The organism is Chenggangzhangella methanolivorans, from assembly GCF_042648545.1.
Taxonomy (GTDB): Bacteria; Pseudomonadota; Alphaproteobacteria; order Rhizobiales; family Methylopilaceae; genus Methylopila; species Methylopila methanolivorans.
Window position 1 is genome coordinate 674712 of the sequence record NZ_JBHRXS010000006.1, and the last position, 26061, is coordinate 700772.

Annotated in this window: 20 protein-coding genes and 1 tRNA gene; 19 read left to right on the plus strand and 2 right to left on the minus strand. The window is 69.0% G+C overall.

Going from position 1 to position 26061, the window contains the following annotated elements; all coding sequences use genetic code 11:
* Positions 1-12 precede the first annotated feature (12 nt).
* Both ACFOWB_RS14675 and ACFOWB_RS14680 read left to right on the plus strand, forming a co-directional pair.
* A complete protein-coding gene (locus ACFOWB_RS14675; protein WP_261402953.1) occupies positions 13-810 on the plus strand; it encodes a biotin--[acetyl-CoA-carboxylase] ligase in 798 nt (265 codons plus the stop codon).
* Complete coding sequence (locus tag ACFOWB_RS14680) at positions 807-2477, plus strand: ribonuclease J (protein WP_261402954.1); 1671 nt, start codon at positions 807-809, stop codon at positions 2475-2477. The genes ACFOWB_RS14675 and ACFOWB_RS14680 overlap by 4 nt, the downstream gene beginning before the upstream one ends.
* Positions 2478-2679: 202 nt before the next feature.
* On the opposite strand, the gene ACFOWB_RS14685 is transcribed toward ACFOWB_RS14680, so the two are convergent.
* Both ACFOWB_RS14685 and ACFOWB_RS14690 read right to left on the minus strand, forming a co-directional pair.
* Positions 2680-2755 (minus strand) — tRNA-Gln (locus ACFOWB_RS14685).
* Between the two features lie 25 nt (positions 2756-2780).
* The gene (locus ACFOWB_RS14690) at positions 2781-4118 is read right to left on the minus strand and encodes a hypothetical protein (protein ID WP_378148004.1); all 1338 of its coding nucleotides are present in this window, start codon (positions 4116-4118) and stop codon (positions 2781-2783) included.
* A gap of 284 nt (positions 4119-4402) precedes the next feature.
* On the opposite strand from ACFOWB_RS14690, the gene mce reads away from it, so the two are divergent.
* From mce to bamA, 17 genes are all read left to right on the plus strand, one after another.
* Entirely contained in the window at positions 4403-4807 is a 405-nt protein-coding gene (gene mce, locus ACFOWB_RS14695; RefSeq protein WP_261402957.1) for a methylmalonyl-CoA epimerase, read from the plus strand.
* Complete coding sequence (locus ACFOWB_RS14700; protein WP_261402958.1) at positions 4804-5085, plus strand: DUF1467 family protein; 282 nt, start codon at positions 4804-4806, stop codon at positions 5083-5085. Before mce ends, ACFOWB_RS14700 begins: the two co-directional genes overlap by 4 nt.
* 588 nt (positions 5086-5673) lie before the next feature.
* Complete coding sequence (gene proS, locus ACFOWB_RS14705) at positions 5674-6996, plus strand: proline--tRNA ligase (RefSeq protein WP_378148007.1); 1323 nt, start codon at positions 5674-5676, stop codon at positions 6994-6996.
* Between the two features lie 221 nt (positions 6997-7217).
* The gene (locus tag ACFOWB_RS14710; protein ID WP_261402959.1) at positions 7218-8141 is read left to right on the plus strand and encodes a sulfurtransferase; all 924 of its coding nucleotides are present in this window, start codon (positions 7218-7220) and stop codon (positions 8139-8141) included.
* 233 nt (positions 8142-8374) lie between these two features.
* Positions 8375-9577: a YeeE/YedE family protein gene (locus ACFOWB_RS14715; RefSeq protein ID WP_378148010.1), complete on the plus strand. Its 1203-nt coding sequence runs from the start codon at positions 8375-8377 to the stop codon at positions 9575-9577.
* Between the two features lie 178 nt (positions 9578-9755).
* On the plus strand, positions 9756-11045 hold the full coding sequence (locus ACFOWB_RS14720) for a lipoprotein-releasing ABC transporter permease subunit (protein ID WP_378148012.1): 1290 nt from the start codon (positions 9756-9758) through the stop codon (positions 11043-11045).
* A complete protein-coding gene (locus ACFOWB_RS14725) occupies positions 11042-11755 on the plus strand; it encodes an ABC transporter ATP-binding protein (RefSeq protein WP_378148014.1) in 714 nt (237 codons plus the stop codon). The genes ACFOWB_RS14720 and ACFOWB_RS14725 overlap by 4 nt, the downstream gene beginning before the upstream one ends.
* A 351-nt stretch (positions 11756-12106) precedes the next feature.
* A complete protein-coding gene (gene dnaE, locus ACFOWB_RS14730; RefSeq protein ID WP_261402963.1) occupies positions 12107-15535 on the plus strand; it encodes a DNA polymerase III subunit alpha in 3429 nt (1142 codons plus the stop codon).
* Positions 15536-15811: 276 nt separating this feature from the next.
* Entirely contained in the window at positions 15812-16861 is a 1050-nt protein-coding gene (locus tag ACFOWB_RS14735) for a 30S ribosomal protein S2 (protein WP_378148016.1), read from the plus strand.
* Between the two features lie 102 nt (positions 16862-16963).
* Complete coding sequence (tsf, locus tag ACFOWB_RS14740) at positions 16964-17893, plus strand: translation elongation factor Ts (protein WP_378148018.1); 930 nt, start codon at positions 16964-16966, stop codon at positions 17891-17893.
* Positions 17894-17913: 20 nt separating this feature from the next.
* Positions 17914-18633: a UMP kinase gene (gene pyrH / locus ACFOWB_RS14745; protein WP_261402964.1), complete on the plus strand. Its 720-nt coding sequence runs from the start codon at positions 17914-17916 to the stop codon at positions 18631-18633.
* Between the two features lie 49 nt (positions 18634-18682).
* Positions 18683-19246, plus strand: a complete 564-nt coding sequence (gene frr / locus ACFOWB_RS14750; protein WP_261402965.1) for a ribosome recycling factor — start codon at positions 18683-18685, stop codon at positions 19244-19246.
* Between the two features lie 89 nt (positions 19247-19335).
* Complete coding sequence (locus ACFOWB_RS14755; protein WP_261402966.1) at positions 19336-20109, plus strand: isoprenyl transferase; 774 nt, start codon at positions 19336-19338, stop codon at positions 20107-20109.
* Positions 20106-20960 (plus strand): phosphatidate cytidylyltransferase, encoded by an 855-nt coding sequence (locus ACFOWB_RS14760; RefSeq protein ID WP_261402967.1) that lies wholly within the window; start codon positions 20106-20108, stop codon positions 20958-20960. The genes ACFOWB_RS14755 and ACFOWB_RS14760 overlap by 4 nt, the downstream gene beginning before the upstream one ends.
* Positions 20954-22153 (plus strand): 1-deoxy-D-xylulose-5-phosphate reductoisomerase, encoded by a 1200-nt coding sequence (dxr, locus tag ACFOWB_RS14765; protein WP_261402968.1) that lies wholly within the window; start codon positions 20954-20956, stop codon positions 22151-22153. The genes ACFOWB_RS14760 and dxr overlap by 7 nt, the downstream gene beginning before the upstream one ends.
* A 70-nt stretch (positions 22154-22223) precedes the next feature.
* Positions 22224-23372, plus strand: a complete 1149-nt coding sequence (gene rseP, locus ACFOWB_RS14770) for an RIP metalloprotease RseP (protein ID WP_261402969.1) — start codon at positions 22224-22226, stop codon at positions 23370-23372.
* A 184-nt stretch (positions 23373-23556) separates the two neighbouring features.
* A complete protein-coding gene (bamA, locus tag ACFOWB_RS14775; RefSeq protein ID WP_261405835.1) occupies positions 23557-25983 on the plus strand; it encodes an outer membrane protein assembly factor BamA in 2427 nt (808 codons plus the stop codon).
* Positions 25984-26061 lie beyond the last annotated feature (78 nt).

A 26061-nucleotide genomic window follows, 5' to 3' on the forward strand; every position in this document is an offset into this window, starting at 1 on the left:
TCGGGGCCAGGCATGAGCTTCGCGCTCGGACCGGCGGCACGCGAGGCCGGCCACGATCTCGTCGCCTACGACACGATCGGCTCGACCAACGCCGAGGGCATGGCGCTTGCCCGCGAGGGCAGGGCGCCGGTGTGGGTCGCGGCCCGCGCCCAGACGGACGGCCGCGGCCGCCGCGGCCGTCCGTGGTCGACCGAACGCGGCAATCTCGCGGCGAGCTTCGCGATGACGACCTCGGTCGATGCAGCGCTCGCGGCGACGCTCGGCTTCGTGGCGGGCCTTGCGCTCGAGCAGGCGCTGCGGCAGGTGGCGGAGTCGCTCTCGCCCCGCACCGCGCGGCCCGAGCTCAAATGGCCGAACGACCTCATCGTCGACGGCAAGAAGCTTGCGGGCATCCTGCTCGAGGCCGACAAGCTGGCCGACGGGCGGCTCGCAGTGGTGGTCGGCATCGGGGTCAACATCGTCTCGGCGCCGGAAGGCATGCCGTTCCCTGCGACGGCGCTCGCCGAGCGGGGAGACCGGACGAACGCCGAGGAGCTGTTCGAGGCGCTCTCCGATACGTTCGTCACCTGGCTCGACACCTGGGAGGACGGCGAGGGGCTCGCCGCCATCCGCAAGGCCTGGATGGCGCGCGCCGCCGGCCTTGGCAGCCAGGTGGAAGTCGATCTCGGCCAGCGCCGCCTGAAGGGGCGCTTCGAGTCTCTCGACGAGCGCGGCCGCATGGTGCTGCGCCAGCCGACCGGAATCGCGACCGCGATCTCCGCCGGCGACGTCTATTTTGGACCCGCGGCCACGATCCGCGCCGAAGGATGAGCATGAACGACGATCTGGTCTTCGTGCCCCTCGGCGGAGTGGGTGAAATCGGCATGAACATCGGGCTCTACGGCTACGGCCGGGGCTCGAAGCGTCGCTGGCTGATGGTCGATTGCGGCGTGATCTTCGGCGATCCGGCCATAACGCCGGGCATCGACCTGATCCTGCCCGACATCCGCTTCGCCAAGGGCCTGCGCGGCGCGATCGAGGCGCTGGTGCTGACGCACGCGCATGAGGACCACTACGGCGCGGTGCTCGACCTGTGGCCTGAGCTCAAGTGCCCGGTCTACGCGACCCCCTTCGCGGCCGCGATGCTCGAGGCCAAACGCGCCTCCGAGCGCGACGCGCCCAAGGTGCCGGTCACCGAAATCGCGCAGGGATCCTCGTTCAAGGTCGGCCCGTTCGACGTCGAGTTCGTGCCCGTGGCGCATTCGATCCCTGAATCGAGCGCGCTCGCCATCCGCACGCCCGCAGGCCTTGTGCTGCACACCGGCGACTGGAAGATCGACCCGACGCCGATCATCGGCCTGCCGACCGACGAGAAGCGCATGCGCGAGCTCGGCGAGGAGGGGGTCGCGGCGGTCGTCGGCGACTCGACCAACGCGCTTCGCGAAGGCGTCTCGCCGTCCGAGATGGATGTCGCCGCCACCATCGCCGAACTGGTGCGCACCGCGACGGGCCGCGTCGCCGTCACCACCTTCGCCTCGAACGTCGGACGTCTGCGCGCAGTCGCCGACGCCGCGCTCGCGGCCGACCGGCAGGTGGTTCTGATCGGCCGCGCCATGAAACGGGCCGCCGACGTCGGCCGCATGCTCGGCTATTTCGAGGGCATCCCGGAGTTCCTGGAGCCTGCGGCCTACGGCTACCTGCCGCGCGACAAGGTCGTGGCCATGATGACCGGCAGCCAAGGCGAGCCGCGCGCCGCGCTCGCCCGCGTCGCGCAGGGCGACCATCCGGAAGTCACAATCGCGCGCGGCGACCGCGTGATCTTCTCCTCCCGCGCCATTCCCGGCAACGAGAAGGCGGTCGGCCGCGTCATGAACGGCTTGATCGCCGGCGGCGCCGAGGTGATCACCGACCGCACTCATCTCGTCCACGTCTCGGGCCATCCGCGTCGCGGCGAAATCGCCATGCTCTACGGCTGGCTGAAACCCGATCTCGTCGTTCCGGTGCATGGCGAAGAGCTGCACATGCACGAGCACGCGGCCTTTGCGAAGGAAGCCGGAGCCAAGCGCGTGGCGCGCGTCGGAGACGGGCAGATGATCCGCCTGGCGGGCGGCCCGACCGAGATCGTCGACGAGGTCGCGACCGGCCGGATGCTCAAGGACGGCAAGGTGCTGATCCAGTCGACCGAGCAGACCATCGGCGAGCGCCGCAAGCTTGCTTTCGCAGGCGTTGTCTCGATCGCGATCGCGATCGACGAACTCGGCGACGTCGCGACCGATCCGGAGATCCGTTTCACGGGCCTTCCCGCCCGCGACGACGAGGGCGAGCTGATGACCGTCGTGCTGCGCGACACGGTTCTCGACTGCCTCGACGGCCTGCCGCGCCCGAAGCGCCGCGACTCAGGCGCGGTCGCGACCGCGGTCGAGCGCGCGGTGCGCGGCGAGCTCAACCTCGTCTGGGGCAAGAAGCCGGTCTGCCACGTCTCCGTGCTGAGCGTCTGAGCGCCACGTGTCCCGAACGTGATCCGGGACCGAGAGCCGACAGCGGTTCCAACAAAGGCGCCGAGCATTGTCCTGCATGCGGTCTCGGTTCTGGGTCCCGGATCAAGTCCGGGACAAGAAGGGCGCGGCTGCGCCGCTTGTCCGGGATGACAGTTTCTGGAAACGAACGAGGGCGGCTCCTTCCGGAAGCCGCCCCGCGTCGAAAATCCCGGTCGGATTCGAACCGACGTCCAGGCGGGACAGAGCCGCCCGCTCTGCCGCTGAGCTACGGGGCGTCCATCTGGCGGCGGACGGACGGCCCCGTCAATCCACCCAGACGAAGCGGACGTCCTTGCCGCTGAACCAGCGCGCCTTTTTCAGGTAGGCGGCGAGATAGGGGTTGTTGACCGCGACGCCGTGGACGAGCTCCGGCGTCGGCCGGAATTTCGAGACGTCCGTGCGCGGCCGCGGCGCCGACCAGCCCGACGTTTCCGGATCGACGCCCCGCCGACGGCAGGCGGCCTCGATGTCCGCGCGCGTGCATGTCGCGTCGCCGCGCAGCACGCTCCAGGGCTTTGGCAGGTCGCGCCAAACGGCGGTGTCCGGATGCACGCCGCCGCCGGTCGAGCGATGCCAGTGCGCGACGTCCCCGGCCATGAGGCGCATGACCTTGCCCGGCATCATCTCGTCGAACAGCTCGTCAAAGCCCATCGCGGTCACCAGCGCGATCCAGTGGTCGCGCGCCCGGTTCCAGGCGCCGGCGAGCAGGTTCCAGGTGGAAGAGTCGTTGCCTTGGCGCACGATCATGTCGTGCATGTCGATGCGCGTCTCCTCGCTCGCGCGCTTCAGCCGCTCGGCCGTCATGTCGAGAATCGCGAACCACTGGCCGAGCAGCCGGCCCTTCTCGTGATCGGTCAGCCGCGCCAGCACGTCCTCGCGCGGAAAGACATGCGCGACCGCGAACCAGCGCGTGGCCTCTGGCCTCTGGCCGCAGAGGGCGAGCAGCGCCTCGCTCAGCTGGTCGAACGGCTTCTGCTGCCCGAAGATGGTGAACTCCGAGCGCAGCTTCATCCGCGCGGCGTAATAGGCGACGAAGCCCGCTGTCGGCGCGTCGTCGCCGAGATCGTCGAGCGCGAGGCGCGGCGCGAGCGCGGCCTTGCCGACCAGGATGAGGCCCGCGCGCGCCTCAACGTCGGCGAGGCGCGCCGACTTCTCCTCGAGCCGCACCGCCAGACGAAAGAGCTTCGTGTAACGCCGCCGCGAAAGCTCAAGACCCGCCGCGGAGCGGGCTGCCCGATCGGTCCGACCATGGCGAAATCCTGCGCCAGGCTTGCGTCCGATCAGGGCGGAGAGGGCGTCGGCGGCGTCCGCCGCGCCGGCGCTGTCGACGGCTTCGCCGGAAGGAAGCGCTTCGCCGAGAAAAAGCTCCGCCAGTTCGGCCGCCTTGGCGATCTGCTTGGCCGCGTCGGGCGGGGCCGCAAAATTCGTCGACATCGACGACCAGCCGAACCGTCGCCCGATCGAGCCGCGGCGGGCTTTGTCGAGCAGGCCATGCAGTCGCCGGTCGGCGTCCGGCAGCGCTTCCGCGACGAGCTCCGCCACGGTTTCCGGCGTTTCGCGCCGCGCGAAGGTTGCGTGCAGCTTCTCGATGATCGCGGACACGAGGCGGTTCCCCGATGCGGCAGGACGGCAAGGGGTATCGGCGCACGGAGCGGTTGTCGACTTCGGACGGAGGGGGGAGCGCGCGATCGCTATCGCTCGCGTGTCTTGGATCGCGCCCTCGGTCACCCGATCGCGCGCCTCGAGACGCCGTCTTTTGGACGGCTCCTCAGCATGAGGGAGGTGGTGTATGCCATCGGCGACCATCCTCATGCTGAGGGGGCTTCCCCGCAGGAGGCCGTCTCGAAGCGCGCAGTCTGTTTCCGCACGTTCGCGGGGAGTGAAGAATGATCGGCCGCCTGAACCATGTCGCGATCGCGGTGCCGGACCTCGCGGCGGCGACCGCCGTCTACCGCGACACCCTCGGCGCGACCGTCACGCCCGCGACCGAGCAGCCCGAGCACGGCGTCACGGTCGTGTTCATCGAGCTGCCCAACACCAAGATCGAGCTGCTGGAGCCGCTCGGCGAAAAGTCGCCGATCCAGGCCTTCCTCGACCGCTCCCCGGCCGGCGGCATCCATCACGTCTGCTACGAGGTCGACGACATCATCGTCGCGCGCGACAAGCTAAAGTCTGAAGGCGCACGCGTGCTCGGCGACGGCGAGCCCAAGATCGGCGCGCACGGCAAGCCCGTGCTGTTCCTTCACCCCAAGGACATGCTCGGCACGCTGGTCGAGCTCGAGCAGGCGTGATCTTTTCGGCGATCAGCTGGGCCGCGGTCTATTTCGTCATCTGGTGGACGACGCTGTTCGCCGTGCTGCCCTTCGGCGTCCGCAGCCAGATCGAGGAGGGCGAGGTCACGCCCGGCAGCGAGGGCGCGGCTCCCGCTCGACCGCGGCTGCTGCGCATCTTCGGGCTGACGACCCTGGTCGCGAGCGCCGCCTTCGCGGTCCTGTTCGTGCTGCTGACGCAGCATCTCGTCTCGCTGGACTCGATCCCGTTCCTGCCGCGCTTCGATCCGGTTCGCTGAGCGCTTCGGGTCAGCGCTTTTCCAGGAAGGCGACGGCCTTCCCGTCGGCCCTTGGCTTGACCGGAAAACCTGTGGTCGTCGCAGACCTCGACGCGCAAGGCGGCTGATCCGGTCAAGCCGGGCCAAGACGCTGGTGGTTCAGGATTGGTCGAGTGGGGCGTTAAGCCCCTCTAAATCGGAATCGGGGGCAAAAAAAAGCAAGGCCGGAGCCCTGCTTTCTTGAAGGTCATCTTGTGTCCATTTCGATCCGGGCCGCGAGCGGTGCGGGACTTCGGCTCCGGTTCGCGCGGCGACGGCCAACGGCGCGCCGCGATGGACATCCTCCCAAGACTTGGACCGCGGTTTAGTCGACGAGGCAACGTCGTCGACCGGCCCTTTGTTATGTGACGACCTTAACGGCTAGTTTTCTGCTTGTCACCACTTTGTGCATGGGCGCCAAAAATTGAGGCGCCGATAAACCGCCTCATTTTGGAGGCGCCGCGTTCCACGCACGCTCTTGTGTTTTGAACCTGCATCGGGTTTCGTCGCGCGCCTCGCCGCCCCAACCGCCGGCCCGCGGCGGCCCAGATCACACCGGAACCTGCCCGAATGCGCCTCAGCCGCTTCTTCCTGCCGATTCTTCGCGAAGCGCCCAAAGAGGCCGAGATCGTCAGCCACCGGCTGATGCTGCGCGCCGGCATGATCCGGCAGGAGGCCGCCGGCATCTACGCCTGGCTGCCGCTTGGTCTGCGGGTGCTCAACAAGATCTGCGACGTGGTGCGCGAGGAGCAGAACAGGGCGGGGGCGATCGAGCTTCTGATGCCCACGATCCAGCTTGCGGACCTCTGGCGCGAGAGCGGCCGCTACGACGCCTACGGCAAGGAGATGCTGCGCATCAAGGACCGGCACGAGCGCGAGATGCTGTTCGGCCCGACCAACGAGGAGATGATCACCGAGATCTTCCGCGCGGGCGTGCGCTCCTACAAGGATCTGCCGAAGAACCTCTACCACATCCAGTGGAAGTTCCGGGACGAGGTGCGACCCCGCTTCGGCGTGATGCGCTCGCGCGAGTTCCTGATGAAGGACGCCTACAGTTTCGACCTCGACGCCGACAGCGCGCGCGTCTCCTACAACCGCATGGTGGTGGCGTATCTGCGAACCTTCGCCCGACTCGGCATGAAGGCGATCCCGATGCGCGCCGACACCGGCCCGATCGGCGGCGACCTTTCCCACGAGTTCATCATCCTGGCCAAGACCGGCGAAAGCGCCGTGTTCTGCCACAAGGATTTCCTGGACTTCGAGACGCCGGCCGAGGACGTCGATTTTCAGGATCCCGCGGCGTTGCAGGCGATCGTGGACAAGTGGACGAGCCTCTACGCGGCGACCGAGGAGATGCACGACGAGGCCGCCTTCGCGGCCGTGCCCGAAGAGGCGCGCGTTTCGGCGCGCGGCATCGAGGTCGGGCACATCTTCTATTTCGGCACGAAATACTCCGAGCCCATGAAGGCCGTGGTGGCGGGCCCCGACGGCGCCATGGCGCCGGTGCATATGGGATCCTACGGCATCGGGCCCTCTCGCCTCGCCGCGGCGATCATCGAGGCGAGCCATGACGAGGCCGGCATCATCTGGCCGGACGCCGTCGCGCCCTTCCGCGTCGGCCTCGTGAACCTGCGCCCCGGCGACGCGGCCTGCGACGCCGTCTGCGAAGATCTCTACGCCAAGCTCCAGACCGCCGGCGTCGATGTGCTCTACGACGACACCGACGAGCGCCCGGGCTCGAAATTCGCCACCACGGACCTGATCGGCCTGCCGTGGCGTCTTGTCGTCGGGCCCAAGGGACTGAAGGACGGCGTCGTCGAGCTCAAGCGGCGAGGCGAGGGCGAGGCCCAGACGCTGAGCCCCGAGGCGGCTTTGAACGCGATCGTGGGCTGAGGCGGCAGGCGCCGCTTTTCCTTCGTCATGCCCGTCGGCAGCCGGGCATCCGCGACTTTCTAGAGGCGTCGAGCGCTGGAACGACGTCTTGGAGACCCGCACGACGGCGCGAGCATGACGGTTCACGCGCATGTTATTAAATCCATTAATTTAATAGATTGTGTTTGGGCCGCACTCTGTCACGGTCTCGTTCGGTAAACCGAACGGGGCCACAGACGGTCATGAGCTTCATCAAATCCTTCGCCGCCGCCGGCGCGGCGCTTCTCGTTTCGGCGGGCACCGCCTTCGCGCAGGCCGGGCCGCTCGTCACCGCCGACTGGGTGGCGGACAATCTCAAGAACCCGAAGGTCAAGGTCTTCGAGGTCAGCGTCGACCCGGGCGTCTATGAGCGCGGCCATGTGCCGGGCGCGACCAACATCCGCTGGCACTCCGAGCTCGTCGATCCCATCAAGCGCGACATCGCGAGCCGCGAGAACCTGCAGAAGCTGCTGTCGAGCGCCGGCGTCGACAAGGACACGACGATCGTTCTCTACGGCGACAACAACAACTGGTTCGCAGCCTGGGGAGCCTGGGTGCTCGAGGCTTACGGGCTCGGCGACCGGGTCAAGCTGCTCGACGGCGGCCGCAAGGTCTGGGAGGCCAAGGGCTTGCCGCTCGACACCGGAACGCCCGAAGCCGCCAAGGGCTCAGTCGAGCTGACGCAGGTCAACGCAAAGGTCCGCGCGCGCCTCGGCGACGTGCTCAAGGTCGCCGAGGGCGACACGGGCTCGGTGCTGCTCGACATTCGCTCGCCCGACGAGTTCTCCGGCAAGATCTTCGCGCCGGAAGGCTCCAAGGAGCTGTCGATCCGCGCCGGCCATGTTCCGGGCGCCAAGAACGTGCCGTGGTCGAAGGCGGTGAACGCCGACGGCACGCTGAAGTCGAAGGATGAGCTCAAGAAGCTCTATGCCGACGCCGGCGTCGACGGATCCAAGCCCACGATCGTCTACTGCCGCATCGGCGAGCGCTCCAGCCACACTTGGTTCGTGCTGGCCAAGGTGCTGGGCTACGAGGTGAAGAACTACGACGGCTCCTGGACCGAATACGGCAATTCGGTCGGCGTGCCGGTCGCCAACCTCACCGGCACCGTATGGCAGGGCAAGTGAGGCGGGGCCTCCGTCCTTTTCCCTGATTGCGACCGCCGCGGTCGCCATTCCCCTCTCCCCTTGCGGGAGAGGGTTAGGGCGAGGGGGAACCTCCGACCTCTCCTTCGAGGGCGCCGCCCGCGCCCCTCATCCGGCCGCCGCCTCTTCCCTTGTCCCGCAAAGGGAGAAGGGAAGAGGCGCCTTCGCCTCGGAATTTCGAAAGCCGACTGCCTTTGACGACAGCGCCAGCGCCCTTGCCATCGCCAAAACCCCTCGCGGCCGCTTCGGCCGCGTTCGTCGTTCTGGTGATCCTCGTCTCCGCCTACCTCCTCGGCCAGGCACCCGGGACCGGCGGACGCCAGTCCTTTGCGCTGCTCGCGGGCGCGGCCTTCGGGATCGCGCTCCAGCGCGGCCGGTTCTGCTTCCTCTGCAATCTCCGCGACCTGACCCGCGAGGGCGATCCGCGCGGCGCGCTCGCGATCCTCGTGGCGCTTGGGTTCGGCGCGATCGGCTATGCGGCGGTGTTCGGCGCCTGGCTGCCGAACCCCTTTGGCGGGCGCCTGCCGCCGACCGCCCATATTGGCCCCGTGGGTCCCGCGCTCGCGGTCGCGGCGTTCGTCTTCGGCGTCGGCATGGCGATCTCGGGCTCGTGCCTCTCGGCCCATCTCTACCGGCTGGGGGAGGGGTCCCCGACCTCGCCCTTCGCGCTTGTCGGCGCGCTTGGCGGCTTCGCGCTCGGCTTCTCCACCTGGAACGCGATCTACGTCGCGGCGATCGCCGAGGCGCCGGCGGTCTGGCTCCCGGCGAGCCTCGGCTATCCGGGCGCGCTGCTGCTGACGCTCGCGGCGCTCCTTGCGCTTGCCGTGCTGGCGCTCCGCCTTGGGCGCGCCATTCCGTCCGAACCCGCGACCCCGCTGACGGCGAAGGGGCTCGCTGCGGCGGTGTTCAATAAGCGCTGGCCGTTTCTGCCGGCCGGCCTCGCCGTGGGGGCGATCGCGACGCTCTACTATCTCCGCGTCGCTCCGCTCGGCGTCACCGCCGAACTCGGCAGTCTCGCCCGCACCGCCGCCGCCTCCGCCGGCGCGCTCCCGACGACGCTCCACGGTCTCGACGGACTGCGCGGCTGCGCGACGGCGGTGAAGGAGACGCTTCTGTCCGACAACGGACTGTTCGTCGTCGGTCTGGTGGCGGCCAGCTTCTCGGCCGCGCTCGTCTCGGGGCGTTTCCGGCCCGCATTGCCGACCTCCGGCCAGGCGGCCCGCGGCCTCATCGGCGGCGTGCTGATGGGCTGGGGCGCGATGACGGGCCTCGGCTGCACCGTCGGCGTGCTGCTTTCTGGCGTCCATGCGGGCGCGCTGTCGGGCTGGATCTTCCTCGTCGCCTGCGTCGCCGGCGCGCTGACGGCCGATCGCGTAACGGCGCTTCTGGCCGCCGCCGGGCGTCCGCGCGCGGTCTGAGCGCTGGCGCGGCGCCCCGCCGCCGTCCACAATCTCCCGCACGGCTGGCGTCGCCGACGATTCGCGAAGGCCGCGGCCTCCTTGGTTCCGTCGCATTTCCAAGGCTTAGAGGCCGTCACGGCCTCACCGGGCGCCTGCGCGGCCAGCGCCCCTTCACCAACCCGCGGTCTTCCGTTCGATGTCCAACACTGACGCGACCGACCACGAGCCGCAGGGCACCAAGCCCTTCGCGGCCTTCGAGTGGATGATCGCCGGCCGCTACCTGCGCGCCCGCCGCAAGGAAGGCTTCATCTCGGTCATCGCCGGCTTCTCCTTCGTGGGGATCATGCTGGGCGTCGCGACCCTCATCATCGTCATGGCGGTGATGAACGGGTTCCGGACCGAACTCATCAACAAGATTCTCGGAGTGAACGGCCACGTCGTGGTTCAGCCGCTCGACGGGCCGCTGACCGACTACGCAGAGGTGGCCGACCGCCTCGCCAAGGTCGAGGGCGTGAAGTTCACCATCCCGCTCGTCGAAGGCCAGGCGCTCGCCTCCTCGCCCGCGGCCTCCAACGGCGTGCTGGTGCGCGGCCTGCGCGGCCAGGATCTCGGCAAGCTTCAGCTCGTCTCGCGCACCATCAAGGAAGGCAGCCTCGAGGGCTTCGACGACGGCGGCGGCGTGCTGATCGGCCGACGCCTCGCCGACCAGCTCGGCGTGCGCGCCGGCGACACGATCTCGCTCGTCTCCCCGCGCGGAGCCGTGACGCCGATGGGCGTCACCCCGCGCATCAAGGGCTACCAGGTGCAGGCGATCTTCGAGATCGGCATGTCGGAATATGACGGCGCCTTCGTGTTCCTGCCCTTCGCCGAGGCGCAGGCCTATTTCAACCGCGAGGGCGACGCCTCCTCGATCGAGATCTATCTCGAGCATCCAGACCGCGTCGACGAGGTGAAGCCCAAGCTTCACGCCGCGGCCGGGCGCCAGATCTATCTTCTGGACTGGCGCGACCGGAACAAGACGTTCTTCTCCGCGCTCGAGGTCGAGCGGAACGTCATGTTCCTCATCCTCACCCTCATCGTTCTGGTGGCGGCGCTCAACATCATCTCGGGCCTCATCATGCTGGTGAAGGACAAGGGCCGCGACATCGCGATCCTGCGCACCATGGGCGCGACGAGCGGCTCGGTGATGCGCATCTTCCTGATCACCGGCGCGTCGATCGGGGTCGTGGGCACGCTCGCGGGCTTCGCGCTCGGCATGATCGTGTGCTGGAACGTCGAGTCGATCCGCGCCTTCCTCGCGTATCTCACGGGCACCGAGCTGTTCTCGCCCGAGGTCTACTTCCTCTCCAAGCTCCCGGCCGATCCCAACGCCCGCGAGACCGCCTCGGTGGTGCTGATGGCGCTGTTCCTCTCGGTCTTCGCCACGCTCTACCCGTCCTGGCGAGCCGCCAGGCTCGATCCTGTCGAGGCGCTGCGCTACGAATGACCGACGCGTCCCACCCCATGGATCCGGCCGCCGAAGAGCCTGTGCTGCGGCTCGAGAACGTCGTGCGACGCTACGTGCAGGGCGAGGCGTCGCTCGAGGTGCTGAACGGCGCCTCGGCCTCGATCGCGGCCGGCGAGGTGGTGGCGCTGATCGCGCCGTCGGGCACCGGCAAATCGACCCTGCTGCATGTCGCGGGGCTGCTCGAGAAGCCCGACGGAGGCGAGGTCTATATCGAGGGCCGCCCGACCGCCACGCTCGACGACGCCGCCCGCACCGCGATGCGGCGCAACCAGGTGGGCTTCGTCTATCAGTTCCATCACCTGCTGCCCGAGTTCACCGCGCTCGAGAACGTCACGCTGCCGCAGGTCATCCGAGGCCTGAAGGAGAAGGAGGCGCGCGAGCGCGCGGCCGACCTCCTGGCCTATCTCGGCCTGGGCGCGCGGCTGACGCATCGGCCGGCCGAGCTTTCAGGCGGCGAACAGCAGCGCGTCGCGATCGCCCGCGCGGTCGCCAACGCCCCGCGGCTGCTGCTCGCCGACGAGCCGACCGGCAATCTCGACCCGACGACCTCGGCCTATGTGTTCAAGACGCTGACCTCGCTCGCCCGCGCGTCCGGGCTCGCGGCCATCGTCGCGACCCACAATCTCGACCTCGCCGCCACGCTCGACCGCCGCATCACGCTGCGCGACGGGCTTGTGGTCGACGTCTAAGAGGCCGGCGTCCGGCCTTCGTTCACCTTTCGCTAACCGCGATTCCCGTCGTCCCGGCGGCACCTCGCGGCTCGGCCCGGCGACGCTTGACTCGCGACCGCAGATGGGAACAGATAAGGAACATAAAGGATCCAAGAGGAGATCAAGATGTTCGTCGATCAAGTCAAGTCCTTCGCGTTCGGCTGCCTCGAGCTCTGCTCGGTCGCGGCGTTCATCGGCGCGCTCGCGCTGTGGGCGGACGTGCTGGCGGCGGTCTGACGCGGCCATTTGTTGTGGGCGCGCGCCCCTGAAGCGTCGGCTCGGGGCCGCGCCTCCGCTAGAGTGGGGACCGACTGAACGGAGGATCGGGATTTGGACGCGACCGCCGGCCTGAAGACCGACCCGGGCTTCGTGCATCTCAACGTGCGCTCGTCCTACTCGCTGCTCGAAGGCGCGCTGACGGTCGCGCGGATCGCCGCTCTCGCCAAGGCCGACCACCAGCCCGCGATCGCGCTCGTCGACGACAATCTGTTCGGCGCGCTCGAATTCTCCGAGAAGCTGTCCGGCGGCGGCGTGCAGCCGATCGTCGGCCTCACGCTCAGCGTCGATTTCAAGGACCGCGAGCAGCGCTCCGGTCGGCCGATGAAGGAGGAGCGCGCGCCCGCGATCGTGCTGCTCTCGCGCTCGGCGGCCGGCTACAGCAACCTGATGGCGCTTTCGAGCCGCGCCTTCCTGGACGGGGAGGGCGACGCCGCGCCCCATGTGTCCGTCGACCTGCTCGAGGCCCATCGCGAGGGACTGATCGCGCTCACCGGCGGACCCGAGGGGCCGATCGACCGGGCGCTCGCCGAAGGCGCGGACGACGTCGCGGCGGCTCGGCTCAATCGGCTCGCCGCGATCTATGGCGACGCGCTCTATGTCGAGATCCAGCGCCATGATCTGGCGGGCGAGAAGGCGGTCGAGGGCGGCCTGCTCAACCTCGCTTATGGCGCGGGCCTGCCGATCGTGGCGACCAACGGCGCGCGCTTCGGCGAGAAAGCCGACCACGAATCCCACGACGCGCTGATCTGCCTCGCGGAGGGCCGCGTGCTCGCCGAGACCGAGCGCCGCCAGATGTCGGCCGAGCACTTTTTGAAGTCGCGCGCCGAGATGAAGGCCCTGTTCTCCGACCTCCCCGAGGCGCTCGAAAACACGGTCGAGATCGCGCGGCGCTGCGCGCATCGACCGCGCACGCAGAAGCCGATTCTGCCGCGCTTCACCGCCGGCGAGGACGAGGCGGCGGAGCTTCGCGCACAGGCGGTGGCGGGTCTGAAGGCGCGGCTCGAGGCGCATGGCGTCGCGCCGGGGCTCGACCGCGAGACCTACGAGTCGCGGCTCGACTTCGAACTGGGCGTCATCGAGCGGATGAAGTTCCCGGGCTACTTCCTGATCGTCTCGGACTTCATCAAGTGGGCGAAGGCGCAGGACATTCCGGTCGGCCCGGGCCGCGGCTCGGGCGCGGGATCGCTCGTCGCCTGGTCGCTCACGATCACCGACCTCGACCCGTTGCGTTTCGGCCTGCTGTTCGAGCGCTTCCTCAATCCCGAACGCGTGTCGATGCCCGACTTCGACATCGACTTCTGCCAGGACCGCCGCGAAGAGGTGATCCGCTACGTGCAGGATCGCTACGGACACGACCGCGTCGCGCAGATCATCACCTTCGGCACCCTGCAGGCGCGCGGCGTGATGCGCGACGTCGGTCGCGTGCTCGAAATGCCCTACGGGCAGGTGGACAAGCTCTGCAAGCTGGTGCCGCAGAACCCGGCCAACCCCGTGACGCTGAAGCAGGCGGTCACGGACGAGCCGAAGCTCGCCGAGGCGCGCGAACAGGATCCGACCGTCGGGCGGATGCTCGACATCGCGCTGAAGCTCGAGGGGCTCTACCGACACGCCTCCACCCACGCGGCCGGCATCGTGATCGGCGACCGTCCGCTTTCGGAGCTCGTGCCGCTCTACCGCGACCCGCGCTCCGACATGCCCGTGACCCAGTTCAACATGAAATGGGTGGAGCCTGCGGGCCTGGTGAAATTCGACTTTCTCGGCCTGAAGACGCTGACGACGCTCACCACCGCGGTCGCGCTGCTGAAGCGCCGCGGGATCGAGATCGACCTCGGCAAGATCCCGATCGACGACGCCGCCGCCTACCAGATGCTCTCGCGCGGCGAGACGGTCGGCGTGTTCCAGCTCGAAAGCGCCGGAATGCGGCGCGCGCTCGCCGACATGAAGCCCGACCGCTTCGAGGACATCATCGCGCTGGTCGCGCTCTACCGCCCGGGCCCGATGGCCAACATCCCGACCTATTGCGCGCGCAAGCACGGGCAGGAGAAGCCCGAATATCCACACCCCAAGCTCGAGCCGATCCTCGGCGAGACGTTCGGGGTCATCATCTATCAGGAACAGGTGATGCAGACGGCGCAGTCGCTCGCGGGCTACACGCTCGGCGAGGCCGACATGCTGCGCCGCGCGATGGGCAAGAAGATCCGCGCCGAGATGGACGCCCAGCGCGAGCGCTTCGTCACGGGTTGCGTGGCGGGCGGCATCGGCAAGGCCGACGCCTCGACGATCTTCGACCTGCTGGCGAAGTTCGCCGACTACGGCTTCAACAAGAGCCACGCGGCCGCCTACGCGCTCGTCGCCTACCAGACCGCCTATCTGAAGGCCAACTACCCGGTCGAGTTCATGGCCGCCTCCATGACGCTCGACATGGGCTCGACCGACAAGCTGGCGGAGTTCCGCCAGGAGGCGGTGCGCCTCGGCATCACGGTGCGCCCGCCCGACGTCAACCGCTCCGACGTCGCCTTCGACGTCGAGAACGGCGAGATCCTCTATGCGCTCGCGGCGCTCAAAGGCGTCGGCGCCTCCGCCGTCGAGGGGCTGGTCGCCGAGCGGCGCGCGCGCGGCTTTTCCGACCTCAACGATTTCGCGCGGCGGCTCGACGTGAAGGCGTTGCCCAAGCGCGGGCTCGAAAGCCTCGTCCAGGCCGGCGCGCTCGATCCGCTGATGCCGGACCGCGCCTCGGCCTTCGCTTGCGTCGAGACGGTGATGGCGACCGCGGCCCGCACCAAGGGTGGGGAGGCGCTCGGCCAGTCGGATTTCTTCGGCGCGGCCGACGAGCCGATCCGGCCGCAGCCGCACGAGGCCTGGACCGCGGGCGAGAGGCTGAAGCGCGAATACGAGGCCGTGGGCTTCTTTCTCTCGGGCCACCCGCTCGACGACTACGCCGGCCTGCTCGACCGGCTGCGGGTCAAGCGCTACGCCGAATTCGTCGCGGCCGTGAAGCAGGGCGCGACCGCCGGGCGCCTCGCCGCGACCGTCCTGTCGCGCCAGGAGCGCAAGACCAAGACCGGCAACCGCATGGGCATCGTCACCCTGTCGGACCCGACCGGCCACTACGAGGCGGTGATCTTCTCCGAAGGCCTCGCGCTCCACCGCGACCTGCTGGAGCCCAACACGCCCGTCATCGTCACCGTCAACGCCGCGCTCGAGGGCGACGAGGTCCGCATCCGTCTCGAAGGGGTCGAGCCGCTCGACCGCGCCGCCGAGCGCCAGCAGAAGTCGGTGCGCGTGTTCCTGCGCGGTCCCGAGCCCTACGAGGCGCTCCAGAAGCGGCTCGAGCAGGGCGACGGCGAGGTCTCGCTCGTGATGCTGCTCGAGGCCGGCACGGAGGTCGAGATCCGGCTGCCGGGCCGCTATCGCGTCTCGCCGCAGGTCGCGGGCGCGCTCAAGACGGTGCCGGGCGTGGTGGCGGTCGAGGCCGCCTGACGGGGGAGGGCGGTCGGTCAGGGAGCCCCTTCGGCGGCGTCCGAAAGACGGCGCTTGCCGTTGCCGGACATGCCTGTGAACAGGCGTGGCGGCCGCAGCGGCCGCTTCAGGCCGGATCCGACGCTCCGCGCCCTTGCCTTTTTCCCTCCGTTCCGCCTATAAGCCGCGCCATTCCACACGCGGGAATTGACGGCGAGAACCAAGCCGTTCCGGATCGGGGTCCAGCCCATGGGCTCCGTCGAACCCCCGCGGAGGCGAAAACCGGAGAACTGACGAATGGCTTCCCCTGACTTCACGATGCGCCAGCTCCTCGAGGCCGGCGTGCACTTCGGCCATCAGGCCCACCGCTGGAACCCGAAGATGGGCCCGTACATCTTCGGCGTCCGCAACAACATCCACATCATCGACCTCGCCCAGACCGTGCCGCTGCTCGCCCGCGCGCTGCAGGCGGTGTCGGACGTCGTCGCCGGCGGCGGCCGCGTCCTCATCGTCGGCACCAAGCGCCAGGCCGCCGACGTCGTGGCCGACTCGGCCCGTCGTTCGGCCCAGTATTTCGTGAACTCCCGCTGGCTCGGCGGCATGCTGACCAACTGGAAGACGATCTCCGGCTCGATCCAGCGCCTGCGCAAACTCGAAGAGATGCTCGGCGGCGAAGCCCACGGCTTCACCAAGAAGGAGCGCCTCACCCTGTCGCGCGAGCGCGACAAGCTCGAGAAGACGCTCGGCGGCATCAAGGACATGGGCGGCCTGCCGAACCTCATCTTCGTGATCGACACCAACAAGGAGCAGATCGCCGTCCAGGAGGCCCGCCGTCTCGGGATCCCGGTCGCCGCGATCCTCGACACCAATTCCGATCCCGAAGGCATCACCTATCCGATCCCGGGCAACGACGACGCCGGCCGCGCGCTCGCGCTCTATGGCGACCTGATCGCCCGCGCCGCGCTTGACGGCATCGGCCGCGGCCAGGGCGACTCGGGCGTCGACCTCGGCGCTCAGGAGGCTCCGGTGATCGAGCCCGTGCTCGCCGACGAGGCCGAGGCCGCGGTGGTCGCGACCTCCGACGCGCCGGTCGAGACCGTCGAGGAGAGCTTCGAGCTCATCGCCGCTCCGCGTGGCGCTCCGGACGATCTGTCGAAGCTCTCGGGCGTCGGCCCGCAGCTCGAGCAGAAGCTCAACGAGTACGGCATCTACCACTACTGGCAGATCGCCGCGATGAGCCCGGTCGACGTCTCCAAGGCCGACGGCGACATGAAGCTCAACGGCCGTTTCGAGCGCGAGGGCTGGGTCGCCCAGGCGCGCGAGCAGCTCGCCAGCCTCGCGGCCTGACGGTTTTTCGTCCGTCCGTCACGTTAGCGACGGACGTTTGATGTTCATTTCCGTCGCCCGGACGTCGTTCCGGGCGACGACGTATGTTTGCTGAGGATCGATATGGCCAACATCACCGCCGCCATGGTGAAGGAGCTTCGCGAAGCTACCGGCGCCGGCATGATGGACTGCAAGAACGCGCTGAACGAGGTCGAGGGCGACATCGAGGCCGCGGTCGACTGGCTTCGCAAGAAGGGTCTGGCCAAGGCCGCCAAGAAGGCCGGCCGCACGGCCGCCGAAGGCCTCGTGGCGCTCGCCGGCGACGGAGCCAAGGCGGTCGCCGTCGAGGTGAACTCCGAGACCGATTTCGTGGCCCGCAACCCCGAGTTCCAGGAGATGGTCACCTCGATCGCGACCGTCGCGCTCGGCGTCGGCGAGGACGTCGAGGCGATTCTCGCCGCGTCCTATCCGGGCGGCGGCACGGTCGCCGAGAAGGTCCAGGCGACGATCGGCAAGATCGGCGAGAACATGACGCTTCGTCGCGCGGCCGCGCTTTCGGTGTCGAGCGGCGTCATCGGCACCTATGTCCACGGCCAGGTCGCGCCGAACCTCGGCAAGATCGCGGTTCTGGTCGCGCTCGAGTCCGAGGGCAAGACGGAGCCGCTGGCCGCGCTCGGCCGTCAGGTCGCGATGCATGTCGCAGCCACCAACCCGGCCGGCCTTGACGCCGGCTCGATCGATCCCGCCGTGGTCGAGCGCGAGAAGACCGTGCTCGCCGACAAGGCGCGCGAGGGCGGCAAGCCCGAGGCCGTGATCGCGAAGATCGTGGAGAGCGGCATCAAGAGCTTCTACAAGGAGGCCACCCTCCTCGAGCAGCCCTTCGTGCACGACACCTCGAAGACCGTCGCGCAGGCGGTGAAGGCGGCCGAGGCCGAGGTCGGCGCGCCGATCAAGGTGACGGGCTTCGTCCGTCTCGCGCTCGGCGAGGGCGTCGAGAAGGAAGAGACCGACTTCGCCGCCGAGGTCGCGGCCGCGTCGGGCGTGAAGGGGTGACGGCGGAGGACTCTCGAGAGATGGCTGAGCCCCTCTACAAAAGAGTCCTCGTCAAGGTGTCCGGCGAGGCCCTCATGGGCCCCGCCGGTTTCGGCCTTCATCAGCCGACCGTGGACCAGATCGCCGCGGATCTCGCGGCGACACATGCGCTGGGAGTCGAGCTCGCGGTCGTCGTCGGCGGCGGCAACATCTTCCGCGGCGTGCAGGTGTCGGGTCAGGGCGTCGACCGGGCGACCGGCGACTACATGGGCATGCTCGCCACCGTGATGAACGCGCTCGCGCTCCATGCCGCCGTCATGCGGCAGGGCGCGCAGGCCCGGGTGCTCTCGGCGCTCGACATCTCGGCGGTCGCCGAAACCTACACGCGCCCGCGCGCGCTCGCCCATCTCGACCGCGGCCGCATCGTGATCTTCGCGGCCGGCACGGGCAATCCGTTCTTCACCACCGACACGGCCGCGGCGCTCCGCGCCATCGAGACCGGCTGCGAGGCGCTGCTCAAGGCGACCAACGTCGACGGCGTCTATTCGGCCGATCCGAAGAAGGATCCGTCGGCGGTCCGCTACGACCGCATCACTCATGACGAGGTCATCCATAAGGACCTCAAGGTCATGGACACCGCGGCCTTCGCGCTTGCGCGCGAGAACGCGCTTCCGGTAATCGTCTTCTCCATTCACGAGCCCGGCTCGATCCTGGCGGCGGTCTGCGGCGGAGGACGCGTGACCACCGTCACGAGCCGCTAGAGGCGGGTCCCACCGCCCCAAGGCCGAAGAAGAAAGGCCCCAAGTCCCCATGTCCGACGGCAAGTTCGACATCGAAGACATCAAGCGCCGCATGGCCGGCGCCGTCTCGTCGCTGAAGACCGACCTCGCGGGCCTGCGCACCGGCCGCGCCTCGGCGAACCTGCTCGATCCGGTGACGGTCAAGGCCTACGGCGCCGAAATGCCGCTCAACCAGGTCGCGACCGTCAGCGTGCCGGAAGCCCGCATGCTCTCGGTGCAGGTCTGGGACCGCTCGATGACGGGCGCGGTCGAGAAGGCGATCCGCGAGGCCAATCTCGGCCTCAACCCGATCACCGAAGGCCAGTTGCTGCGCATCCCGCTGCCCGAGCTCAACGCCGACCGGCGCAAGGAGCTCGTCAAGGTCGCGCACAAATACGCCGAGAACCAGCGCGTCGCCGTCCGCCATGTGCGGCGCGACGGCCTCGACGTACTGAAGAAGGCCGAGAAAGACGGCGACGTCTCCGAGGACGAGCACGTTAAGCTCTCCGACCAGGTCCAGAAGGCGACGGACGCGGCCGTGGCCGAGATCGACGAGGCGGTCGCGGCCAAGGAAAAGGATATTCTTCAGGTGTGATAGCCTGAAGGCTGACCGACTCGGGCGCCGGCGTCCGCGCCGGCGACGACCGGACAGGACTTCCGCTTCTCCATTCAGGCGCCTGCGCGATGTCCTCCACGAACCTCCAGAAATGGACCGCAAGCGACCTCGCTCCGGACGGCGCGGGCGCCGCGCCGCGGCACGTCGCCATCATCATGGACGGCAACGGCCGCTGGGCCGCGGCGCGCGGCTTGCCGAGGGTCGAAGGGCACCGGCGCGGCGTTGAGGCGCTGCGGCGCGCGGTGCGGGCCGCCCATGAGCTCGGGGTGAGGCATCTCACGCTCTACTCCTTCTCGGCCGAGAACTGGTCGCGGCCGGTCGAGGAGGTCTCCGACCTCATGAACCTGCTGCGCCTCTTCATGCGGCGCGACCTCGCCGAGCTCCACAAGGGCGAGGTGAGGGTGAAGGTCATCGGCGAGCGCGCGGGATTGCCGAGCGACATCCTCGGCCTGCTGGAAGAGGCCGAGGCGCGCACGCGCGGCAATTCAGGACTCCAGCTCGTGGTGGCGTTCAACTATGGCGGCCGGCAGGAGATCGTCTCGGCGGTCCGCCGCATCGCGGAGGCCGTGCGCGACGGCAAGCTCGCGCCGGAAGCGATCGACGTCGGCGTCGTGGCCGACCATCTCGACACCGCCAACATTCCGGATCCGGATCTCGTGATCCGCACGAGCGGCGAGCTCCGGATTTCGAATTTCCTTCTCTGGCAAAGCGCTTACGCCGAGTTCGTGTTCCTTCCTCTTCACTGGCCCGACTTCGACAAGGCGGCCTTCGAGGAGGCGCTCGCGAGCTTCAGCGCGCGCCAGCGCCGCTATGGCGGACGCACCGCGCGGGCAGGGGCGTGACCACCGGGCGCCCGGCCGCCGGGCGCGTCTCGGAGCTCGTGCTGCGCACGGCGTCGGCGGTCGTGATGATCGCGGCGGCGCTCGCCACCGCCTATTCGGGCGGGCTGCCCTTCGTCGCCTTCTGGACGCTCGCCGGCGTGGCGGTGGGGGTCGAGTGGGCCTGGCTCACGGCGGCCGAGCCCGTCGCGCGGCGGCGGGCCGCCCGGATCGTGGCGGTGACGCTCGCGATCGCGGGCGCGGCGCTCGGGCTCTCGCTCTATCTCGCGGTCGCGCCGCTTCTGATCGCAGCGGTTCTGGCGCTCGGCGCGGGCGCGGCGGCGTTCGCGGCGCGCCCTGTCCTGGTGGCGGCGGCGGCGGTGCCCTACGGGGCCGCGGCCTTCGTCGGGGCGATGCTGCTGCGCCGCGACCCGGTCGACGGCCTCGCGGCCACCGTCTGGCTGTTCGCGGTGGTCTGGGCCACTGACATCGCTGCGTTTTTCGTCGGTCGCTCGGTCGGCGGGCCGAAGCTCGCGCCGCGGCTCTCGCCGAAAAAGACGTGGTCCGGCGCGGTGGGCGGCGCGGCGGCCGGCGTGGCGGCCGGCGTGGCGGTGGCGGCCGCCGCCGGCGCGACCACGCTCTGGCCAGTCGCGATCGTCGCCCTGGTGGCGTCGGTTGCGGCCGAAGCCGGCGATCTTTTCGAGTCCGGGGTGAAGCGCGTCTATGGCGCAAAGGATTCGAGCAAGCTCATTCCCGGCCATGGCGGTCTGATGGACCGGCTCGACGGTTTCCTCGTGGCGGCGACGATCGCGGCGGCGGTCGGGGTGGCGCGCGGCGGCCTCGACGGCGCGGGGCAGGGGCTGCTGCGGTGGTGAGCCCAGCCGGCCCGAAACGCTCCGTCACCGTGCTCGGCGCGACCGGGTCGGTCGGCGGCGCGACGGTCGACCTGCTCGAACGCCATTCCGATCGATTCGAGGTCGAGGCGCTGGTCGGCGGCCGGGACGCCGCGGCGCTCGCCGAGGTGGCGGTGCGGCTCGGCGCCCGGCGCGCCGCGATCGCCGACGAGCGGCAGGGCGAGGAGCTGCGTCGCCTGCTCGACGGATCGGGCGTCGCGGCGTCGGCCGGCCCGCAGGCGGTCGTGGACGCGGCAGCCGTTCCCGTCGACTGGACCATGGCGGCGATCGCGGGCGCCGCGGGGCTCGCCCCGACGGTCGCGGCGGTGCGGCGCGGCGGCGTCGTGGCGATCGCCACCAAGGAATGCCTCGTCTGCGCCGGGACGGCCTTCATGGCCGAGGTCGCAGAGGCCGGCGCGACGCTCCTTCCGGTCGACAGCGAGCACAACGCGCTGCTGCAGGCGCTCGGAGGGCAGGGGATCGACGCCGTCGAGACCATGACCCTGACGGCGTCCGGCGGACCGTTCCGGACCTGGGACGCGGCCAGAATCGCGGCCGCCCGGCCGGAAGACGCGCTGCGCCACCCGACCTGGTCGATGGGCGCGAAGATCACGATCGATTCCGCCACGCTGATGAACAAGGGCCTCGAGCTCATCGAGGCGCATCACATCTTCGCAATCGCGGGCGAGCGGCTCGACGTGGTCGTGCATCCGCAGTCGGCGATCCACGGGCTGGTGACGTTCCGCGACGGCGCGGTGACCGCCGGCCTCGCCTCCCCCGACATGCGCGTGCCGATCGCCCACACGCTCGGCCATCCCGAGCGGCTCGCGACGCCGGCGGTCCGGCTCGATCTGGTCGCGCTCGGGCAGTTCACTTTCGAGGCGCCGGACCTCGCGCGATTCCCGTGCCTTGGCCTGGCGCGATCGGCGCTGCTCGCGGGCGGCGCGGCCGCGACCGTGCTGAACGCGGCCAACGAGGTCGCGGTCGCGCTGTTTCTCGCGCGCCGCATCGGCTTCATGGACATCCCGCGGATCGTCGAGGCGACGCTCGATCTCGCCGCCGGCCGGCTCCCCTGCGCGGCTCCGGCCACCGTCGAGGACGCGATCGAGCTCGATCGCGAGTCGCGCCGCATCGCTTCCGAGCGCTTGCCCGAAGCCCAGTTTCGCGCGCAGTAGAAGCCACTAGCAATTTCGCAACGCCTCTCCGATCTCAATGGACGCCGCGCGAGGCGGGCAGAGGGCCACGATGACGTTTCTGAATGACATGTTCGGCGCCGCCTGGTCCGCCGGCGCCTATCTCGTGCCCTTCCTGTTCGTGCTGACGCTCGTGATCTTCTTCCACGAGCTCGGCCATTTCCTCGTCGCGCGCTGGACCGGCGTGAAGGTGCTGGCCTTCTCGATCGGATTCGGGCCGGAGCTGTTCGGCTTCGACGACAGGAAGGGAACCCGCTGGCGCTTCGCCGCGATTCCGCTGGGCGGGTATGTGCGCTTCGCCGGCGACGAGAACGCCGCGAGCGCCCCCGACCAGGACGCGCTGGCGCGCATGAGCCCGCAGGAGCGGCGCTCGAGCTTCTTCTTCGCGCCGCTGCCGGCGCGCGCCGCGATCGTGGCCGCCGGGCCGATCGCGAATTTCCTGCTCGCCATCGTGATCTTCGCCGCGATCTTCTTCATCGCCGGGCGGCCGGTGACCGACGCCGTGGTCGATTCCGTGGATCCGGGAAGCGCCGCGGAAGCGGCGGGAATCGCGCCCGGCGATCTCGTCGTCGCGATCGACGGCCAGAAGATCGCGACCTTCGGCGACATGCAGAAGATCGTCGAGACCGCCGCCGACCGTCCGCTGCGCATCACCGTGGAGCGCGCGAACAAGCAGATCGACCTCACCGCGACGCCGCGGATGAAGGAGATCACCGACGGATTCGGCAACAAGCTGCGGCTCGGCCTGCTCGGCATCAAGCGCTCGACCAACGCCCAGAACGTGCGGATCGAGACCTTCGGGCCGCTCGAGGCGGTCGGCGCCGGCGTGCAGGAGACCTGGTATCAGGTCGCGCGCACGGCCTCCTATCTCGGGCGCCTCGTGGTGGGCCGGGAATCGGCCGACCAGATCGGCGGCCCGATCAGAATCGCCAAGACGTCAGGCGACTTCGCCACGCTGGGCTTCACGGCGCTCATGACGCTGGCCGCGATTCTGTCGGTGTCGATCGGCCTGCTCAATCTGGTGCCGATTCCCATGCTCGACGGCGGGCACCTGCTTTTCTATTCGATCGAGGCGCTGAGAGGCCGTCCGCTGGGGCCGCGCGCTCAGGACATCGGCATGAGGATCGGCCTCGCTTTCGTCCTGTTCCTCATGATTTTCGCCACTTGGAACGATATCGTTCACCTTTCCGGCCTAGGCTGAAACCGAGGGGGCGTGTCCGCGCCGCAACGCCGCGGTCGAAACGCCTGACCTGCGTTGAGTAGCGAGTTTGCACGTGCGTCAAAGTTCTATAGAAGCGGACGGTGTCGCCCCGGGGACGCCTGTCGATAATGACGGGCTCGGCGGCGTGGAATACGGCACGGGGGTCCGTCTGCCTATGATGCGTATGGTTCGGGTGTTCGGGCGTCTCGCGCTCGCGTCGTCGGTCGCCGTGAGCGCGATCACGGCAGGCGCAGGATTTGGCGTTCCCGGCGCTTCATCCTCGGCTTACGCGCAGAGCGGCGGCGTCACCGTCCGCGGCAACAAGCGCGTCGACGCTGAAACCGTCCGCTCCTACTTCACCGGGCGCGGCGCCCTCAATCAGGCGACCGTCGACGAAGGCATCCGCGGCCTCTACGCCACGGGCCTGTTCTCCGACGTGCGCGTCTCGCGCGCCGGCGGCGGCATCGTCGTGACGGTGACCGAGAACGAGGTGCTCAACCGCGTCGCGTTCGAAGGCAACAAGAAGATCAAGGACGCGGTTCTCGCGGCCGAGGTGCAGTCGAAGCCGCGCGGGCCGTACAATCCCGCGATCATCCAGGCCGACGCCCAGCGCATTCAGGACGTCTATCGCCGCTCCGGCCGCTATGAAGTGTCGGTCGAGCCGAAGACGATCTCCCAGCCGTCCGGCCGCGTCGATCTCGTGTTCGAGATCAACGAAGGCGAAAAGACCAAGATCGGCTCCATCAATTTCGAGGGCAACACCGCCTTCGACGGCGGCACCCTGCGCGACCAGATGACGACCACCGAGTCGAACTGGCTGAGCTGGATCAAGACGTCCGACGTCTACGATCCCGACCGCGTCAACGCCGACCTCGAGCTGATCCGCAAGTTCTACCTGAACCACGGCTACGCGGACTTCCGCGTCGTGTCGGCCAACGCCTCGCTCGACCGCGCGACCAACGCCTTCACGCTGAACATCGTGGTCGAGGAAGGCCAGAAATATAAGTTCGGCGCCGTCGACGTGGAGTCGAGCGTGCCGGACGTCGACGTCACGACGCTCCGCGGCAAGATCCAGTCCTCGTCGGGCTCGACCTACAGCGCCGACGACATCGACAAGTCGGTCGAGGCCATGTCGCTCGACCTCGCCTCGCGCGGCTACGCCTTCGCGCAGGTCCGCCCCCGCGGCGACCGCAACATGTCCGACAGCTCGATCGGCGTGACCTACGTTGTGGAAGAGGGCGCGCGCGTCTACATCGAGCGCATCAACATCCGCGGCAACACCCGCACGCGCGACTACGTCATCCGCCGCGAGTTCGACCTCGGCGAGGGCGACGCCTACAACCAGATCTTCATCGACCGCGCGGAGCGGCGCCTGAAGGCGCTTGGCTTCTTCAAGAACGTGAAGATCGGCACCGAGCCGGGCTCCTCGCCCGACCGCGTCATCGTGAACGTGGACGTCGAGGATCAGGCCACCGGCGAATTCTCGGTGGCGGGCGGCTATTCGAGCCAAGACGGCATCATCGGCGAAGTGGCGCTCGGCGAGCGCAACTTCCTCGGCCGCGGCCAGTACGCGCGCATCGCGGCCCAGTTCGGCCAGAACATCTCGGGCTTCGACTTCTCGTTCACCGAGCCGTACTTCCTCGGCAGCCGCGTCTCGGCGGGCATCGACCTCTACGCCAAGAAGCGCGACGAGACCGACTACACCTCCTACACCCTCAACACCTACGGCGGCGGCCTGCGCTTCGGCCTGCCGGTGACCGAGGAGTTCACGGTCGGCGCCCGCTACCAGATCTACCAGCAGGATCTGAAGGTTCCGGACCGCTACTCGCTGACGGTCGAGAACAAGAACGGCATCGACCGCCTGAACAGGGACCGCGCCTCGGCCGCGATTCTCGAGGCGGAAGGCAAGACGCTGACCTCGCTCGCCGGCCTCTCGCTGATCTACAACACGCTCGACAACCCGCAGGTGCCCACCAAGGGCTTCTACGCGGAGCTGAAGGGCGACGTCGCCGGCCTCGGCGGCGACGCGCAGTATCTGCGCGGCACGTTCGACGGTCGGTACTACCACCCGATCTTCAACGAGAACTTCATCGGCATGCTGCGCACGCAGGCCGGCCACATGAAGGCCTATGGCAGCGACGATCTCGCGGTGCTCGACCACTTCCCGGGCGGCCCGGACCTCGTTCGCGGCTTCGAGCCTCAGGGCTTCGGCCCGCGCGACGTCGGCGTGCGCAACGCCGCCGGCCAGCGCGTGCTGAGGAACGGCAGCCCGAACGACGATCCGCTCGGCGGCACGACCTATTTCGGCGGTTCGGCCGAAGTGCAGTTCCCGATCTTCGGCATTCCGAAGGAGATCGGCCTCAAGGGCGCGGTCTTCGCCGACGCCGGCACCGTGTTCAACTACGAGGGCATCAAGAGCCTGACGTCGAACGGCAAGACGGTGCTCGTGAACGTCGAAGGCGACGACAAGAAGCTGCGCTCCTCGGTCGGCGCCTCGCTGATGTGGAACTCGCCGCTCGGCCCGATCCGCTTCGACTTCGCCAAGGTGCTGTCGAAGTCCAAGTACGACGAGACGCAGTTCTTCCGCTTCTCGGGCGGCACGCGCTTCTGACGTCTGACGTGTCCTGAAGGTTTGGCCTTCCGTCAGGGTTGAAAATTGGATAAGCGGGCGGCGGATCTCTCTCCGCCG